This is a genomic window from Actinophytocola glycyrrhizae (genome assembly GCF_042653545.1).
Lineage (GTDB): Bacteria > Actinomycetota > Actinomycetes > Mycobacteriales > Pseudonocardiaceae > Actinophytocola > Actinophytocola glycyrrhizae.
In genome coordinates, this window is record NZ_JBHSIS010000007.1 from 419,777 (window position 1) to 435,077 (window position 15,301).

General features: G+C 70.4%; 17 protein-coding genes. 9 read left to right on the forward strand and 8 right to left on the reverse strand.

Going from position 1 to position 15,301, the window contains the following annotated elements:
- Window positions 1-498, reverse strand: a complete 498-nt coding sequence (locus ACFPCV_RS17810; protein ID WP_378057315.1) for a mycothiol transferase — start codon at window positions 496-498, stop codon at window positions 1-3.
- Between the two features lie 212 nt (window positions 499-710).
- On the opposite strand from ACFPCV_RS17810, the gene ACFPCV_RS17815 reads away from it, so the two are divergent.
- Together ACFPCV_RS17815 and ACFPCV_RS17820 are read left to right on the forward strand one after the other, a co-directional pair.
- Window positions 711-1,628 (forward strand): SDR family NAD(P)-dependent oxidoreductase, encoded by a 918-nt coding sequence (locus ACFPCV_RS17815; protein ID WP_378057316.1) that lies wholly within the window; start codon window positions 711-713, stop codon window positions 1,626-1,628.
- Between the two features lie 65 nt (window positions 1,629-1,693).
- On the forward strand, window positions 1,694-2,725 hold the full coding sequence (locus ACFPCV_RS17820; protein WP_378057317.1) for a trypsin-like peptidase domain-containing protein: 1,032 nt from the start codon (window positions 1,694-1,696) through the stop codon (window positions 2,723-2,725).
- 664 nt (window positions 2,726-3,389) lie between these two features.
- Here ACFPCV_RS17820 and ACFPCV_RS17825 read toward each other — a convergent pair.
- Window positions 3,390-3,965: a dihydrofolate reductase family protein gene (locus tag ACFPCV_RS17825; RefSeq protein ID WP_378057318.1), complete on the reverse strand. Its 576-nt coding sequence runs from the start codon at window positions 3,963-3,965 to the stop codon at window positions 3,390-3,392.
- Window positions 3,966-4,033: 68 nt separating this feature from the next.
- On the opposite strand from ACFPCV_RS17825, the gene ACFPCV_RS17830 reads away from it, so the two are divergent.
- On the forward strand, window positions 4,034-4,606 hold the full coding sequence (locus ACFPCV_RS17830) for a TetR/AcrR family transcriptional regulator (protein ID WP_378057319.1): 573 nt from the start codon (window positions 4,034-4,036) through the stop codon (window positions 4,604-4,606).
- A gap of 108 nt (window positions 4,607-4,714) precedes the next feature.
- Complete coding sequence (locus tag ACFPCV_RS17835; protein ID WP_378057320.1) at window positions 4,715-5,980, forward strand: SGNH/GDSL hydrolase family protein; 1,266 nt, start codon at window positions 4,715-4,717, stop codon at window positions 5,978-5,980.
- 90 nt (window positions 5,981-6,070) lie between these two features.
- Here the strand turns inward: ACFPCV_RS17835 and ypfJ are convergent, their stop codons facing one another.
- Entirely contained in the window at window positions 6,071-6,964 is an 894-nt protein-coding gene (gene ypfJ / locus ACFPCV_RS17840; RefSeq protein ID WP_378057321.1) for a KPN_02809 family neutral zinc metallopeptidase, read from the reverse strand.
- A 63-nt stretch (window positions 6,965-7,027) separates the two neighbouring features.
- On the reverse strand, window positions 7,028-8,269 hold the full coding sequence (locus tag ACFPCV_RS17845) for a glycoside hydrolase family 28 protein (protein ID WP_378057322.1): 1,242 nt from the start codon (window positions 8,267-8,269) through the stop codon (window positions 7,028-7,030).
- 362 nt (window positions 8,270-8,631) lie between these two features.
- Between ACFPCV_RS17845 and ACFPCV_RS17850 the strand changes: the two genes are divergently transcribed.
- Complete coding sequence (locus tag ACFPCV_RS17850; protein WP_378057323.1) at window positions 8,632-9,270, forward strand: DUF6308 family protein; 639 nt, start codon at window positions 8,632-8,634, stop codon at window positions 9,268-9,270.
- Between the two features lie 170 nt (window positions 9,271-9,440).
- Window positions 9,441-10,823 carry a glycosyl hydrolase family 18 protein gene (locus ACFPCV_RS17855; protein WP_378057324.1) on the forward strand — a complete coding sequence of 461 codons (1,383 nt, stop codon included), beginning with the start codon at window positions 9,441-9,443 and terminating at the stop codon, window positions 10,821-10,823.
- Between the two features lie 509 nt (window positions 10,824-11,332).
- Here the strand turns inward: ACFPCV_RS17855 and ACFPCV_RS17860 are convergent.
- Both ACFPCV_RS17860 and ACFPCV_RS17865 read right to left on the reverse strand, forming a co-directional pair.
- On the reverse strand, window positions 11,333-11,518 hold the full coding sequence (locus ACFPCV_RS17860) for a DUF397 domain-containing protein (protein WP_378057325.1): 186 nt from the start codon (window positions 11,516-11,518) through the stop codon (window positions 11,333-11,335).
- Window positions 11,515-12,360: a helix-turn-helix domain-containing protein gene (locus tag ACFPCV_RS17865; protein WP_378057326.1), complete on the reverse strand. Its 846-nt coding sequence runs from the start codon at window positions 12,358-12,360 to the stop codon at window positions 11,515-11,517. Before ACFPCV_RS17865 ends, ACFPCV_RS17860 begins: the two co-directional genes overlap by 4 nt.
- A 119-nt stretch (window positions 12,361-12,479) precedes the next feature.
- Here ACFPCV_RS17865 and ACFPCV_RS17870 point away from each other — a divergent pair, with 119 nt between their 5' ends.
- Genes ACFPCV_RS17870 through ACFPCV_RS17880 form a run of 3 tightly spaced genes read left to right on the forward strand, consistent with a single transcriptional unit; the run spans window position 12,480 to window position 13,289 of the window.
- On the forward strand, window positions 12,480-12,665 hold the full coding sequence (locus tag ACFPCV_RS17870) for a hypothetical protein (RefSeq protein ID WP_378057327.1): 186 nt from the start codon (window positions 12,480-12,482) through the stop codon (window positions 12,663-12,665).
- A gap of 13 nt (window positions 12,666-12,678) precedes the next feature.
- Window positions 12,679-12,951: a hypothetical protein gene (locus tag ACFPCV_RS17875; protein ID WP_378057328.1), complete on the forward strand. Its 273-nt coding sequence runs from the start codon at window positions 12,679-12,681 to the stop codon at window positions 12,949-12,951.
- Window positions 12,948-13,289: a hypothetical protein gene (locus ACFPCV_RS17880; protein ID WP_378057329.1), complete on the forward strand. Its 342-nt coding sequence runs from the start codon at window positions 12,948-12,950 to the stop codon at window positions 13,287-13,289. The genes ACFPCV_RS17875 and ACFPCV_RS17880 overlap by 4 nt, the downstream gene beginning before the upstream one ends.
- Before the next feature lie 17 nt (window positions 13,290-13,306).
- Here ACFPCV_RS17880 and ACFPCV_RS17885 read toward each other — a convergent pair whose 3' ends face one another.
- A complete protein-coding gene (locus ACFPCV_RS17885) occupies window positions 13,307-14,554 on the reverse strand; it encodes an SGNH/GDSL hydrolase family protein (RefSeq protein WP_378057330.1) in 1,248 nt (415 codons plus the stop codon).
- A 5-nt stretch (window positions 14,555-14,559) separates the two neighbouring features.
- A complete protein-coding gene (locus tag ACFPCV_RS17890) occupies window positions 14,560-15,249 on the reverse strand; it encodes a polysaccharide deacetylase family protein (RefSeq protein WP_378057331.1) in 690 nt (229 codons plus the stop codon).
- Window positions 15,250-15,301: the final 52 nt, after the last annotated feature.

The following is a 15,301-nucleotide window of genomic DNA, read 5'->3' on the forward strand; positions in this document are numbered from 1 at the left end:
CTAACGGGGCAGCAGCCCGCGCACGTACGCGGCCTGCCCGGCGTGCTGCAGGTCGTCCGAGACGACGCTGACCAGCCGGACCCCCAGTGTCACCGGCGGGTCCCAGCGCTCGTCCACCACGCGCCCGAGATCACCATCGGCGATACCGGAAACGTACTCGACGGTCCGCGCGCAGGTGGCGTCGTGGTACCCCAGCAACAGGTCGGCGGGAACGCGTACCTTGGCGACCGCCTCCGCGTCGTGCCCGTAACCGGTGTCGCCGAGCCGGAACGGCAGGCCGAACCGCTCCGCCCACGCCGGCCAGGTCTGCTCGGCTCCCGCGGCCTGCGCGACGTGGTCGTCCTGGATCCGCGTCAGGTGCCACACCAGCCAGGCGATGGAGTTGGCCGACGGTTCCGGCCGGTGGGTGAGCTGGTCTTCCGTGAGCCCGTCGACGGCGCCGTGGACGACCTCGCTGATCCGGCCGAACGCGTCGGTGAGCAAGTCCGCACTCGTCACACCGCCGACGTTACGCCGTCCGTGACCGGCGGACATGCCCGGTCGTCGCGCCCCACGTACCGCTGGGCGTTACGCCGGGACGTAAGGCCCTACCGAAGTGCCCGGTGTGCGTTGACCGCACCGATCCGACCTCCTGTCGAGGGCACGGGCAGCGGCCTCGTCCCGGATGGACACTGTAGGCGTCTGTCGAGAGTGACTGTGGGGAGCGGACGATGACGGCGTTGGATGGTCGAGCAGTGGTGGTGACGGGGGCCGGGCAGGGGCTGGGCCGGGCGTTCGCGTGCCATGCCGCGGGTGCGGGTGCCGCGGTGGTGGTCAACGACGTCGACGTGGGCCTCGCGACCGAGACCGTGGGGCTGATCACCGCCGACGGTGGCTGCGCGGTGGCCAGCGGGCACTCGGTGGCCGACGCGGAGCAGGCGCAGGCGCTGGTCGACCTGTGCGTCGCCGAGTACGGCAGGCTCGACGGGCTCGTCAACAACGCGGGGCTGAACTACGCGGTGCTGCCGTGGGACGAGGAAGCCCGGCTGGTGAAGGAGCTGGTGGAGGTCAACGTCCTCGGCGTCATCTACACCGGCCTCGCCGCCATGCGCGCCATGGGCCGCGACGGGTCCATCGTCAACATCTCCTCCGGCGCCTTCCTCGGCCAGCGCGGCCGCGGCACCTACGCGGCGACCAAGGGCGCCGTCGCGTCGCTGACCTACTCGTGGGCGCTGGACCTGGAGGTCGCCGGGATCCGCGTCAACGCCGTCTGCCCGCTCGCCCGCACCCGCATGGTGCTCGGCTGCGAGCGGTCGCTGCGCAACTGCCCGCCGGACCGCACACCCGAGAAGGTCGCGCCGCTGGTGACGTTCCTGCTCGGCGACCGCTCGCGCGGCGTCACCGGCCAGGTGATCCGGTGCAACGGGCCGCAGCTGCACATCGTGGGCCAGCCGTACTTCAAGGCGCCGGTGCTGGAACGCGACAGCTGGGACGACGAGAGCGTCGAGCGGGCCTTCGACGAGGTGTTCGCCGCGCACCTGGAGCCCTACGGGCTGGAGAAGCGGCTGCCGCCGACCATGCGGGAGTGGCTGGAACCCCCGCGTGTGCCCGCCGACCTCGACGACCGGGCCGCGGTCGGCGAGAGCTGAGGAGGCTGTCGCCGCAAACCGTTGCGTGACAACATGGTCGCGGGGTCCGGCGGGAGGAGGCGGCGATGACCGAACTGGCCGCCGCGGACCGGCGGCGGCTCGTGCGGCTACTGGCCGACGTTCGCGAACTGGGGGCCGAGGAGTCCCGCCGCGACCTGCTCGACCTCGCGGGACTCGGCGCGCTGGTGCCCAACGTCGACGTGTCGGGTTCGCCCGCCGAGGCCGCCGACCGGATCGTGCACGCCCTCACCGAGTACGGGCGGGTCCCGGCGGGACGGCACGCGCTGGGGCTGTTCCTCAACGTGGTCAAGGTTCTCACCGGCGAGGAGCAGCAGGAGACCCTCGCCGGGCTGCTGTACGAGTACGACCTGATGACACCGGTGGTCCGGACGCCGGTCATCGGCACCTGGCGTGGCACCGCGACCGGGATGGCCCGCCGGGCGGACACGGCGCTGCCCGTCGCCTTCCTGAGCGCGGCGGTCGCGGCCGCGCGGTGCGTGGTCGACGTCGTCGTCACCACGGCCACCACGTCGTGGTCCGGCACCGGGTTCCTGGTCGGGCCGGACCTGCTGCTCACCAACAACCACGTGCTCCCGAGGGCCGACCTGGTGCTGCACACGACGTTCCGGTTCAACCACCAGGCCGGCGCGGACGGCGGACCGGAACGGCACCACGACCACGGCGGCGCACCTGGCGGGCTGTTCCACACCAGCAAGGCGCTGGACTACACGCTGGTGCGGCTCGACGGCAGGCCGGGCGACCGGTGGACCTACCTGCCGCTGGGCGCGGAGACCGTCGCGGTCGGCGACCGGGTCAACCTCATCCAGCACCCCGGCGGCCAGCCCAAACAGATCGCGCTGCGGGACAACCTCGTCGAGTACGCGGGCGGCGGCGTCGTGCAGTACACGACGCCGTCGTTCCCCGCGTCCTCCGGAGCGCCGGTGCTCACCGACGAGTGGCGGGTGTGCGCCGTTCACCGAGCGAGCGGCCCGGCCACCGATCGGCGGTACTTCCGCAACGAGGGCACCACGATCAGCGCGATCCTGCGGGACCTGCCCATCGCGGTCCGCGCCGCGCTGCCGGTCGGTGGAGTCTGAGCAACTTTGCTCTTGGGTGGTTTGTCCTCGCCGGGCGGGCGGTCTCGGGGTTGCCTGTTTGGTGGTCTTTGTCCTCGCCGGACGGGCAGGTCTCGGGGGTGGCGGAGGGGTGGGTTGGCTGCGGTTGGGTTCGGGCTGCCTGCCATCCCGTCGACCTCCCTACGGGCTATCACACCGCGCCAAGGGGGGCCTTTCCGCGTGTTGTGTTTCGGGCTTCTGGCCCCCCTTGACGCGGTGTGATCGGGCGCTGCCAGGTCGACGGGATGGCAGGGAGCCCCTTTGTGGTGGGCTTGCGCCACCGTCGGGGTTGCGCGGGCAAGGCCCCGCTTCGCGGGGCTTGTTGCTGCTCCGCTTCGCGGGCTTGCTGCCCGGCCCAGTGCCGTGAAAGGCGCGTTGACGGCGTTGGCGGTGCCGTGAAAGGCGCATTGACGGCGCTGGGCGCCGTGAATGGCCCATTGACGGCACTCGTTGTGCCGTGAACGCGCCTTTCACGGCATTGGGTCGGGCCTGTGGGTGTCCGCCGGGCGCTGCGCACCGGGCGCGGGGCATCCGCAGGGCGGCCCGGTGCCCTGAACGCGCCTTTCGCAGCACCGAACCCAGGGCGCTGCGCGCCCGGACCCGCGAAGCGGGGCCCGCAAACCCCACGCAACCCAACTTCACGAAATCAACTGGACCTCGTGAGCCAGGTGACCTGGGAGCCGTTGTCGAAGCTCTCGCGGTGGGTCGGCGTGAACGGTGTGGGGTCGAACCCGCCCGAGATCATCGGGAGGCCCGCGCCCGCCACCACGGGGTAGCTCTTGACGATCATCTCGTCGATCTCCGGCAGCAGCGTGCCCGCGAGTTTGCCGCCGCCGCACAGGTAGATGTCCATGCCGGTGTCCTCGGCCTTCAGTCTGCGCACGAGTCCGACCGGGTCCCCGCGTACCACCTCCACGGTCGGGTCGTCGATCGTCAGCGTGCTGGAGACGACGTACTGGCGCAGGTGGGCGTACGGGCTGGTGGTCGGGACGGTCAGGGCTGGTTCGTAGGTGCCTCTGCCCATCACCAGCGTGTCGAACGTCTTGTTGGGCGCGTCCTCGAGGCCGACGAGCGCCCGGACGTGCGTGGGCAGCGTCTCGGGGTAGCGGGTGTTGATCCAGGCGGCCATCTGGTCCGAGACCGGGTAGAAGTCGTACTCCCCGCCAGGGCCCGCGATGTAGCCGTCGAGCGACACGGCGACGTAGTACACGAGCTTTCGCATAGTTGGCTCCCGGTGTAGTACTATGAATGAAGTGCTTTGAACGTAGTACTACACATGGAGTGGTGTCAATGCGGAGCAACCCGGAGCGGCGGCAGGCGCTGATCGACGCCGCCATCGAGGTTCTCGCCAGGGAGGGTGCGCGCGGGCTGACCTTCCGTGCCGTCGACGCGGAGGCGGCGGTGCCGACGGGTACGGCGTCGAACTACTTCGCCAGCCGCGACGACCTGTTCACCCAGGTCGGCGGTCGCATCTACGAGCGGTTGCTGCCCGACGAGGCCACGATGGCGCGCAGCAGGGAGGGAGTGCGGGACCAGGCCCGCTACGCCGAGCTCATGCACGAGCTGGTCGACCGCGTGTCCGCGTTCAACTCCGGTTACCTCGCCCTGCTGGAGCTCCGGCTGGAGTCCACCCGGCGGCCAGAGCTGCGCGAAGTGCTGACCAGGCGCATCCGCGAGGACATCGACGCCAACATCGGCCACCACGCCGCCTCGGGTCTGCCGGGGGACACGACGTCGGTGGTGCTCCTCTACCTCGCGCTGAACTGGCTCATCGTGGAGCGGCTCACGCTGCCGGACATCTTCACCGACCAGGAGGTCCACGACCTGATCGACGCCGCCGTGCAGCGGTCCCTGGGGAGCTGACGAATTCGAAACTTCCGGAATTCTTTTTGTTGACCCGTAATTGTGGCGTGCCTTAACGTTTTCGCGTAACCGGACTGTTTCCGATAATTTCGGAATTCGGGAGGGCATATGCGCGGGCGTGTTGTCGTCGGTCTCGTCGGGGTGCTGGTCGCCGCGCTTCTCGGTGTGGCACAAGGGATCGGGACACCGGCGGCCGGCTCGCCGGTCGCGGCCGGGAACTGGGTGAACACGTGGACGGCCATGCCGCAGCTCACCGAGCCGGGGAACATGCCACCACCACCGTTCACACAGGACGGTCTCGTCATGGTGGACACGACGCTGCGCCAGACCGTGCGGGTCACGGTCGGCGGACCGAACCTGCGACTGCGGTTCTCCAACGCGTTCGGCGGGGCCGCGTTGCCGATCACCGCCGCGACGGTCGCGCTGCCCGCGGGTGACCGCGCCGGGGTGGCGGCGATCGAGCCGGGAACCGCGCGGCCCGTCACCTTCAACGGGCGGGCCGCCACCACCGTCCCCGTCGGGGCGCAGGTGGTGTCCGATCCGCTCGCGTTCCCCGTCGCGCCGAGGACGAACCTGACCGTCACCGTGTACCTGCTGGCCGGGCAGGCGTCGAACGACATCACCTCGCACCCCGGGTCACGCACGACCTCGCACCTGCTGGCGGGCAACCACGTCGACGCCGCCGACCTGCCCGGCGCGACACCGACGGACCACTGGTACTTCCTGTCCGGCGTCGAGGTGCTCGCCGCGCGCGGCACCGACGGCGTGGTCGTGCTCGGTGACTCGCTGAGCGACGGCCGGGGCTCCACCACCAACGGCAACGACCGCTGGCCCGACCAGTTCGCCGACCGCGTCCGGCACGTCGCCGTGCTCAACCAGGCCGCGGGCGGCAACCGCGTCCTCAACGACGGGCTCGGGCCCAACGCGCTCGCCCGGTTCGACCGGGACGTGCTCGCGCAGAGCGGGGCCGAGTGGCTGATCGTGTTCGAGGGCGTCAACGACATCGGCACCGCGGCGGCCACCCCGGAGGCGCAGCGGCAGGTCGCGGCCGACCTCGTCGCGGCGTACGAGCAGTTCGTGGTCCGTGCGCACGCGCAGGGCATCGAGGTCTTCGGCGCGACGCTGCTTCCCTTCGGCGGCAACACCGGCTACGACGACCCGGCCGGGCACCGGGAGGCCGCGCGGCAGGCCGTGAACCACTGGATCCGCACGAGCCGCGAGTTCGACGCCGTCATCGACTTCGACCGGGCCGTCCGCGACCCGGCCGCGCCCCGGCGACTGCTGCCCGCCTACGACACCGGCGACCACCTCCACCTCAACCCGGCCGGGTACCGCGCCCTCGCGAACGCGGTCCCGGCCCGGCTGTTCCGCTAGCCAGTGCCCCGAAAGACGCTTTCGGGACGCTCAGTGTCCCGAAAGCGTCTTTCAGGGCAGGGCGGCCGTGAACGTGTAGCTCCCGGCGGGCTAACCGAGGTCGTCGGTCGAGAACGTGTCGCAGCGGTTCGGATCGCCGCTCTCGTAGCCGACCGTGTACCACTTCTGGCGCTGTGCGGAGGAACCGTGGCTGAACTGGGTGGTGTCGACGGACCCGCCACCAAGCTCGCGCTGGATGTAGTCGTCACCGATGCGGGACGCGGCGTCCAGCGCTGCGGCGATGTCGTCCCGCGTCACCTCGGTGATCAGTGGTTCGCCGCCCTCGTTCGGGGTGGTGGTGGCGTGGTTGGCCCACGCGCCGGCGTAGCAGTCGGCCTGTAGTTCGAGCCGCACAGAACCGGACGCCGGCCCGGTGTCCGCCCCGACCTTCTCGGACGTGCCGAGCAGGTTCTGCACGTGGTGGCCGTACTCGTGCGCCAGCACGTACCCCTCGACGAACGGCCCGCCCTGCGCACCGAACCGCTCGGTCAGCTCCTGGAAGAACCCGAGGTCGATGTACACCTCACCGTCGGCGGGACAGTAGAACGGCCCGACGGCCGACGACGCGTTGCCGCACCCGGTCTGCACCCCGCCGGAGAAGAAGTTCGTCTCCGCGGGCTGGTAGCCGTCGAGCGTGCCGGTCCAGTAGCTCTGGATGGAGTTGATGAACGCGACCGCGCGGCAGTCCGCCTCCCGGTTCGCGTCCGCCCCCGTCTGACACCGCTCCGCGAGCGACGACGAGCCGACCTGCTCGTTCTGGCCGAGATCACCCAGCCCGGGTGGCAGCGCCGTGGCACCACCGCCGCCGCCGAGCTGCGAGATCACGAAGTAGATGACGAGCCCCAGGATCCCGAGCCCGCCCCCGCCCGCGGCGACCCGGCCACCCATCCCACGCCGGTCGGTGACCTGCGACGTGTCGAGGTCGGCGCCCTCGTTGAATCTCACCCGTCGATGCTCGCACGAGCACGCCGTCCCGGCACGACCGAGACAGCGTGCCGATGCCCCGCGTCACACCTCCATCGGGGCGCCGTTCTCGTAGACGTCGGTCAGCACCAGGCCCGACACGTTCTCCACGATGGACGGCTGGGCCGTGTGGTGGAAGTCGACGTTCGTCAGGTGGATGGCGCCGACCGGGTTGTCGGGGTAGCCGCGCAGGTTGAGCGCCCGGCCCGCGTCGGTGACGGTGAGGTTCTCGGCGGTGATGCCGGTGACGTCCGGGTCGAAGCCGTGGCCGGGGCCCTCCTCGTAGTAGAAGTCGATCGTGATCACGGCCTGTGCCACGGTGCCGACGGTGATGTCCCGCGCGTGGACGTCGTGGATGAAGCCGCCGCGGACCGAGTTGGTCTTGAAGCGCAGTGCGGTGTCCAGGTCGGGGCTGCTCAGGCGCAGGTCGCGTGCGTACACCTCCCGCACGCCGCCGGACATCTCGCTGCCGACGGTCACGCCGCCGTGCCCGGCCGCGAAGTCGCAGTTCTCCACCAGGATCCGTTCGCTTGGCACGTTCACCCGCCTGCCGTCTGCGTTGCGGCCCGACTTGACCGCGATGCAGTCGTCGCCGGTGTCGAAGGTGCAGCCGCGGATCACGACGTCCTTGCTGGACTCGGGGTTGCAGCCGTCGTTGTTCGGGCCGTGGGTCGCCACGGTCACGTCGCGCACCAGCACGTTGCGGCTCAGCACCGGGTGGATCTCCCACATGGGCGAGTTGACGATCGTGACGCCCGCCACGAGCACGTTGCGGCACCGGTAGGGCTGCACGAAGCTCGGCCGCAGGTAGTCGCCGTCGCCGAAGACCCGCTGCGCGACCGGCACACCCTGCTCGGCCATCGCGAACAGCCGGGCGCGCGCGGCGGCCTGGTGCGGGTCGCCGGGCTCCCAGCCGTCCTCCGTGTTCCCCTTCCACGGCCACCAGTGCGCGTTGTCGGCCTGCCCGTCGAGAGTCCCGGTGCCGCTGACCGCGATGTCGTGTTGTTCGAACGCGTAGATCAGCGGCGAGTAGTTGTACAGCTCGGTGCCCTCCCAGCGGGTGAACACGGCGGGCAGGTAGGCGTTCGGGTCCTGGCTGAACGCGATCGTCGCCCCGGCGGTCACGTGCAGGTCGACGTTGCTGATGAGGTGGATCGAGCCGGTCAGGTACCGGCCCCCCGGCACGACGACGTGTCCGCCGCCCGCGTGCGCGCAGGCACGCACCGCCCGCGCGAACGCGACCGTGCAGTCGGTGACCCCGTCGCCTTTCGCGCCGAACCGGGTCACGGGGAAGTATTTCCGCGGAAATCGCGGTGGCCGGACATTTCTCGCGATTGCGTCCGCACGCGCCCACGGATCGTCCGGACCGCCCGGATGGCCCGAGGCAAGCGGTTGCCCCAGGCTTGTCGCGCCGAGCAGACTGCCTGCCGTCGCGGTTGCCAGGAACGAGCGACGGGACCATCGAGATGACATCACGCACCTCCGGGAATGGGGAAATTCACGCGCGAAAATTGGTAGTACCGTATTCTCGGTGGTCGGCGCAATGGCGCCGAACAATCCCGGAAAACCGGCCGAAAGTCCCGTGGAACGGGTCGAACCACCCGTCGAACGAACCCGGTCGTCCGGCCCTGTCCGGGTATGGTGCGTGAATGCCGGAACCTTCCCGCGTGGCCGCGGGCTCGATCGTCGACGAGATCCTGGCGGAAGGCCGGGCCAAGGCGCTCGTGGCGGCCTACTTCGACCCCGGGTCGGGTTTCGCGGGTGCGTTGTTCGACACCGTCGGTGAGCCCGACCCGTTCCGCATCACCACCGACGACCTGTTCGCCACCTCGCTGCTCGACGTGCGGTTCTGGCCCCCGGCGGTCCGTGCCATCCAGGGTGCGGAAGCGGAGCCGATCTCGGCGCTGCTCCGGCAGATCACACCGGACGTCACGATCTGGGAGGACACCTCGCTCCTGCTCGGCCCGCTCACCGAGCTGTGGGCGTTGCTGACCGGGTTGCCCGGTCTCGGCCCGGTCACCGCCAGCAAGCTGCTCGCTCGCAAGCGGCCGCATCTCGCGCCGATCGTCGACCAGGTGGTCCTCCGGATGCTGCGGTTGCCGCCCGCCGGTTCCTGGCAGGCGATCCGCGGCGTGCTCCTGGACGGTGAGCGGCGTTCGCGTCTGGCGGATCTCGCGCCCGTCGAGGGGGTCAGCACCCTGCGCCTGCTCGACGTCCTCGTCTGGATGCGTGGCAGCGGCTCCCGTGCCGCGCGGCGGGTGCGGGAGCGGGTCGGCTGCATCGGATGACCGCGCGCGGACCGAGGCGCCCGCCGGCCGGTGAGTAACCGAGCGTCTGGACGGAAGTGGTTGAACCAATGTGCCGTCCACTATTGACGGCCGGGAGAGGTCCGATGTTCACTGGGCCGGAACCGGTTCCGCGTACGCGTCACCTTCTCCCTGCCTTGGAAGGAACGCCCATGCCCAACTCTCACCTGTCCCTGCGACGACACCGGTGGGGTGCCGCCGGGCTCGCCCTGGCGACCGTTGCCACCGGGCTCGTGGTGGTCGCCGCCTCACCCGCGGCCGCCGCGGCGCTGCCCAACGGGTTCCGGAGCGTCGGCTACCTGCCGTCGTGGTCCGGGAGCGTCAACAGCGTCCAGTACGACAAGCTCACCCACATCAACTACGCCTTCGCGCTGCCGAACGCCAACGGCACGCTGCAGGCCATCCCCGACCCCGGCAAGCTCTCCTCGCTGGTGAGCCTCGGGCACAGCAACAACGTCAGGGTCTCGCTCGCCATCGGCGGGTGGAACGACGGCAACGACTCCGCCTTCGAGGCCCTCGCGGCCAACGCCACCTCGCGGACCACGTTCGTCAACAGCGTGGTGAACGTCGTCAACCAGTACAACCTCGACGGCGTCGACATCGACTGGGAATATCCGGACCCCGGCCAGTCCGGCAACAACTTCACCGCGTTGATGCAGCAGCTGTCCTCCGCCATGCACAGCAGGGGCAAGCTGCTCACCGCGGCCGTCGTCTCCGGCGGCGGCACCGCGGAGGGCGTGCAGCCCGCGGTGTTCGGGTACGTCGACTGGCTCAACATCATGGCCTACGACGGCGGCAGCCCCCACGCGAACTACGACTGGTCGATCCAGTCCGCCAACTACTGGAAGGGCCGCGGCCTGCCCGCGAGCAAGACCGTGCTCGGCGTGCCGTTCTACAGCAGGCCCGGCTACTACACCTACGCGCAGCTCGTCGCCATGGACCCGGCCAACGCCAACCGGGACTGCGTCACCGCGGGCGGTGCTCAGCAGTGCTACAACGGCATCCCCACGATCAAGCGCAAGACGCAGTGGGCCATGGCGAACGCGGGCGGCATCATGAACTGGGAGCTGTCGCAGGACACCAGCGGCAGCACGTCACTCGTCAGCGCGATCTACGAGGTCGCGACCGGCGGTGGCAACCCGCCGACCGGGCGCACCGGGCCGATCACCGGCATCGGCGGCAAGTGTGTCGACGTCGCGAGCGCCAGCAGCGCCAACGGGACCGCGGTGCAGCTGTGGTCGTGCAACGGCACGAACGCGCAGAGCTGGACGGTCGGCTCCGACGGGACGTTGCGCGCGCTCGGGAAGTGCATGGACGTCACCGCCGCGGGCACCGCCAACGGCACGGTCGTGCAGTTGTACGACTGCAACGGGACCGGCGCGCAGCAGTGGCAGGCGCAGTCCAACGGCACGCTGCGCAACCCCGCTTCCGGGCGCTGCCTCGACGCCACCGGCCCAAGCTCGGCCGACGGCACGCGGCTGCAGATCTGGGACTGCTTCGCGAGCAGCAACCAGGTGTGGCGTCTGCCTGCGTAGTCCGCCGGTGGCGTTCCGGCCTCGGGTTCCGGCTGGCGTTGGTGGTTCGTCCTCGCCGTTGCCTGTTTGGTGGTCTTTGTCCTCGCCGGACGGGCAGGTCTCGGGGATGGCAGGGAGCCCCTTTGGGGTGGGCTTGTGCCACCATCGGGGTTGCGCAGGCAGGCGCCCGCTTCGCGGGCCCGGGGCGCGGAGCGCCCTGGTTTTAGTGCTGTGAAAGGCGCGTTGACGGCATTCGGGATGCCGTCGATGGGCCGTTCACGGCGCTCAGCGCCGTCAACGTGCCTTTCACGGCAGCGGTTGTGCCGTGAACGCGCCTTTCACGGCATCGGCTCGTCGGGTGGTGCCCTCGGCGCTGCTCGGTTCGCGTCCGTTGGCGGGCGCGGACCTCATGCCTCGAACGACGCTTTCGGGACGTTCAACGTCCCGAAAGCGTCACTCGGGGCATCGGCGGACGTTCGGGGCGGCTCGCCTCGTGAAGCCAGTCGTCGCGGGCTCTGCCTTGGGCCTGACTAGCGGTCGAGTCGGCCGGTCCTGATCGCGGTGAGCAGGTCGTCGGTGGTGAGGGTCAGCGTGGGGCCGGTCGGGTTCTTGCTGTCGCGCACCGCGGTTCCGGTGTGTGCCAGCTCGACGCAAGTGTCCTGTCCGTCGCTGAGGCTGGACTTGCGCCACCGGATGGCCTCGCGGATCGTGGTCATTCTGTCTCCATTCCTTTCGCGATCTCCTTGATCAGCTTCAACGACCGTTCCGGGGTCATCGCCACCCGCTGGATCTCCTCCGGCACGGACAGGTAGGCCGCCACGCTCTCCCGATCCCAGAGGAACGCGCTCGTGCGGTAATGCTCTAGCAGGATGATGGGGGTCGCGGTGGGAAACTCGAACAGGACGAACGGGCCCGCCAGCATCGGGTGGTGACCAGGAGCGGTGCTTGGCACGACCTGAACTGTCACATTGGGCAGTTCGGCCATCCGGACCAGGTGGTCGAGTTGATCGGCCATCACCTCGGGTGATCCGATGGGCCGGACGAGTGCCTCGGAGTCGATCAGCGCCAGGAATTCGACCGGGTTGCGCCGACGGGTGATCACGTCACGGCGGCCTGCTCGCAGCGCGACTTTGGTGTCGACGTCGGGATCGTTGTCACCGAAGACCGCGCGGGCGTAGTCGCTGGTCTGCAGAAGCCCGGGAATCATCAGCGGCTGGATGTGCGTGATCCGGGTGGCTGTGCGTTCCAGTTCGATCAGTCTCGTGAGGCGTTTGCCGATGCTGGTCGAGCCGGTGGTCAGTTCGCCGGGGCCGTCTGCCTTGCGGCGTAGCCCGATGATGCGCTCCCGCTCGTCGTCGGTCACGCTCAGTGCATCGAGGATGGCGGTCAACCTCTCCAACGGTACGAGCCGCTTACCAGTCTCCCAGAACGAGATGTTCGCGTTCGAGACTCCGGTCCGGTCGGCCATGGTCCTGGTGTTCAGACCGGCCTCCGTGCGCAGGCGCCGGAGTTCGGCGCCCAGGTCGCGTGACTCAGCGGTACCGCTGATAACTGCCATGTAGCAATTCTAGATGCGCAAATGGAGGTCGCCACAATCCCTCGATAGGTGCATTGTGCTGGGCAATACGTACCGGGAAGAATTGTGTGTGAACTGGTAAACGATATTCGGAGGGTGCGGTGGGCAGGTGGACCGTCCGGAACGGCCGGACCGACCTGTTCGCCGCGGAGTCCCTTCCGGACGGTCGGGTGTCGCTGCACATCCCGTCGGCCGAGGCCGTGGCGGTCACCGCCGAGACGGCTGAGCATATCCGGCTGGCCATCGGCGCCGCCATCGGCACCGCGCATCGACAGGACCCGGGATAGCGGAGGCAATCTCATGTACGGACGGCTGTTCACGCTGGTCGACTCGGCCGACCACGACCTGATCTTCGCGTGGGGCATGGAGATCGTCGGTGCCGGTGAGCGCGAGGCGGTGATCTACCGGCGGGATCCGGTGACCCGGCGGACCACGCACGCGGTGCACGGGTCGGCCGCGGCGGCGCTGGCCCGCTACACCGCACGGCCCGAGCCCATGGCGCTGGTGTGGATGGACCTCCCCGAGCACATCGGACAGCGGTGGGACCTGCTGACGACCGTGCTGAACCCATGACCGCCGACGCGTTGCTCGACCTGGCCGGTGAGCGCGGGTTCCGGTGGCGCCGGTTCCGGGCGGGGCGGCATGGCCCGGAGCTCCTGGCCGGTGTGTACCAGTGGGCGGACTGCGCGGACGTGCTGGTGATCCGGGACGCCGAACACGCACATGCCTACCGCGCCCCGACCGGACCGGCGATCGACGTGCTCGCGCCGACGCACGTTTACTGGTGGTACGGCGACTACAACCTGGTGTGGACGTTGCGTGCCGTGCTCACGCTCGCGCCCCCTGGCGAGCCGGACGCCCCGGCCCACCTCACTGTCGCGGCACCCGCCATCGGCGCCCGGTTACCGTGAACGCGCTGGTCAGGGTGTCAGCGGAGCAGGTGTGCCGGGATCGCCGCCGCCATCGCCGCCATGCCGGCGTCGTTGGGGTGCAGGTGGTCGCCGCTGTCGTACTTCGCGCGCAACCGTTGCGGGTCGGCCGGGTCGCGGAGGGCGGCGTCGAAGTCGGCGACCCCGTCGTACTCGCCGCTCGTGCGGATCCACCGGTTCACGGCCTGCCGCTTCGCCTCGTTCGCCGGGCTGTGGAACCCGAGGGTGTCGTTCCTGAACGGCAGGATCGTGCCGCCGACGACCCGCACCCCCGCCGCGTGCGCGCGCACGATCAGCTGCCGGTGCGCGCCGATGATCTCCTCCGCCGTGACCACCTCGCCCGGCGGCGCCGACGTGCCGGGGTGGCCGAGGTCGTTCACGCCGAGCTGCACGATCACGTGCCCGACGCCGGGCTGCGCGAGCACGTCCCGGTCGAAGCGGCGCAGCGCGCTCTGCCCGAAGAACGCCGCGTACTGCTCGGCCTCACTGCTCGGCGGCGGGTTCGGGTCGTGCAGCAGCCGGTTGCCCGCCACCCCAAGGTTGAGCATTCCCTTGCCGCGCACGCGGTGCGCGAGCAGGTCCGGCCAGCGGTGGTTGGCGTTGACCTCGGTCTCGAACCCGTTGGTGATCGAGTCGCCGAGCGCGACGACCGCGGACGCGTGCCGGTCCGTGGTGCGCACGCTGACCCCGGACAGGAAGTACCACGCCGTGACCGTGCGGCCGGTGACGGCCGGGGCACCGGTCACGTCACCCGCCGCGACCACGTTCTCCTGGTAGGCGAAGTTGTGCAGCGACGTCACCGGTGCCGGGCCCGGCACGTGGATGCTCACGACGAGGTCCGCCCGCGCGGGCACCGGCAGCCGCACCGGGTCGCTCACGAGCGGCGCCCCCGCTGGGATGGTGGGGGAGGCGTCACCGCCGAACGTGACCGTGCGGTCGGTCCCCCCGACGATGGCGGTGCCCGTGGACCCGGCCCGGCGCGCGACGTGCACCGCCCCGAGCCGCAGCGCGGTCGTGCCGAACTCGTTGGTGAGGCGCAGACGCAGGTCGCTGCCGGCGACGCTGGTGTGGACGACCTGGCGGATCGTCTCGTCGGTGAGCGTCGGGGTCGCGGTGGGCGGTGTCTGTGTCGGGACGCTCGCCCACGTGCCGACCCAGTGCGCGGGCGGTGCGGCGTCGGCGACCGAGGCGCCGGTCAGCAGGACCGCCGCACCCGCCAGTACGGCGAGGATCTTCTTGCGTGCCATGGTGCTCACCCCCGCCGCGCGGGGAGCGCGAAGTGCCAGCCGTCGGACCGCAGCCGCGGGATGACCGCCGCGACCGCGTCGACGGTCTGGGTGCGGTCACCGCCGCCGTCGTGCAGCAGCACCACCGCACCCGGCGTGATCCCGGTCAGGAGCCGGTCGACGAGCACGTCGGTGCCCGGTGGTTCCCAGTCGCCGATCGCGAGCCGCCAGCCGAGTGGCTGCATGCCCAGCGCCGCGGCCACCTCCGGGCTCTCGCCCCACGCGCCGTACGGGGCGCGGAAGTACGGGATGCGTGCCCACGGCACGGCGGCGCGGATGGCGGTGTTGGTGGCCTGCAGGTCGGCGCGGATCGCCGCCGGGGTCCACGTGGACAGGTCGTCGTGGTTGCGCGAGTGGTTGCACAGGACGTGGCCCTCCGCCACGATCTGCCGCACCAGCGCGGGATACTGCCTGGCGTGCTCGCCCCACAGGCAGAAGACCGCGCGGATGTGGTTGCGCCGCAACAGTTTCAGCAGCTTCGGTGTGTTCCGCGGGTCGGGCCCGTCGTCGAACGTGAGGGCAAGCGACTGGCCGCCGCCCCGCGTCGAGTCGACGATCGTGGCGGTGGGCGGGGCGTGCCGGTCGGCGTGCGCGGAGGTCACGCCGAGCGCCAACAGGGGCACGAGGAGAAGGCCCAGAGTTCGTGCGGCGGACACGCCGTGCTCCCGTCTGTCGCAACTCGACGAATTCCGGAAGTTTCGAAACAAT